This is a genomic window from Streptomyces longispororuber (genome assembly GCF_014656095.1).
Classification (GTDB): Bacteria; Actinomycetota; Actinomycetes; order Streptomycetales; family Streptomycetaceae; genus Streptomyces; species Streptomyces longispororuber.
The window spans coordinates 1-1,548 of record NZ_BNBT01000318.1 but is presented as its reverse complement, the minus strand read 5'-3'; the positions used below and the strand labels follow the sequence as shown (position 1 = coordinate 1,548).

Genomic DNA, 1,548 nt, shown 5'->3' with positions numbered 1-1,548 from the left:
CGGTACTTGTTCACCAGTGCGGTGGTGGAGGGGTCCAGGCCGGGGACGTCGGCACCCTCGGTCAGGGCCGGTTCGACGCGCTTGGCCAGGACCTTGCCCAGCTCCACGCCCCACTGGTCGAAGGAGTCGATCCCCCACACCGCGCCCTGGACGAACACCTTGTGCTCATACAACGCGATCAACTGCCCCAGCACCGACGGCGTCAGCTCACCGGCCAGAATCGTGGTGGTGGGACGATTCCCCGTGAACGTCTTGTGCGCCACCAACTCCTCGGCCACCCCCTCGGCCCGCACCTCCTGAGGCGTCTTGCCGAACGCCAGCGCCTGGGTCTGCGCGAAGAAGTTCGCCATCAACAGATCATGCTGCCCCGCCAGATCCTCCCCCAGCCCGGCCACCGGCCGCGCGAACCCGATGAAATCCGCCGGAATCAGCTTCGTGCCCTGATGGATCAACTGGTAGTACGCATGCTGGCCGTTGGTCCCCGGCGTACCCCACACCACCGGACCCGTCTGCCACTGCACCGCCCGCCCGTCCCGCGTCACCGACTTGCCGTTGGACTCCATGTCCAACTGCTGCAGATACGCCGTGAACCGCGACAGATAATGCGCATACGGCAACACCGCATGCGACTGCGCCCCATGGAAATTGCCGTACCAGATCCCCAGCAGCCCCAACAGCAACGGCGCATTCTCCCGCGCCGGCGCCGTACGGAAATGCTCATCAACCAGCCGGAACCCCTCCAGCATCTCGCCGAACCGCTCCGCACCGATCGCGATCATCAACGACAGCCCGATCGCCGAATCGAACGAATACCGGCCCCCGACCCAGTCCCAGAACCCGAACATGTTCGCCGGATCGATCCCGAACGCCGCCACCTTCTCCGCATTCGTCGACAACGCCACGAAATGCTTCGCCACCGCCGACTCGTCCCCGCCCAGCTCCCCCAGCAGCCACCGGCGCGCCGCGGTCGCGTTCGTGATCGTCTCGATCGTCGTGAACGTCTTGGACGCCACGACGAACAACGTCTCGGCCGCATCCAGATCCCGCACCGCCTCGTGCAGATCCGCCCCGTCCACGTTCGACACGAACCGCACCGTCAGATCCCGGTCACTGAACGCCCGCAACGCCTCATAAGCCATCGCCGGCCCCAGATCCGAACCGCCGATCCCCACATTCACGATGTTCCTGACCGGCCTGCCCGTGTGCCCGCGCCAGACACCCGAACGCACCTGCCCGGCAAAGCCGGCCATCTTCTCAAGCACCGCGTGCACCTCGGGCACCACATTGCGCCCGTCCACCTCCACCACCGCATCCGCCGGCGCCCGCAACGCCGTGTGCAGCACCGCACGGCCCTCCGTCGTATTGATCCTCTCCCCGCGGAACATCGCATCCCGCAACCCGAACACATCCGTCGCCGCCGCCAGCTCCCGCAGCAACTCCAGCGTCTCATCGGTCACCAGATGCTTGGAGTAATCCAGATACAGATCCCCCACCTGAAGCGAGTACCGCCCGGCACGCCCCGGATCGGCGTCGAACAGCTCCCGCAGA

The 1,548-nt window shown here is 66.3% G+C and carries 1 protein-coding gene; it reads right to left on the bottom strand.

Features of this window, described 5'->3' with window-relative positions; all coding sequences use genetic code 11:
• A partial coding sequence (pgi, locus tag IE330_RS38410; RefSeq protein WP_190140805.1) for a glucose-6-phosphate isomerase occupies positions 1-1,548 on the bottom strand: 1,548 nt, incomplete at both ends.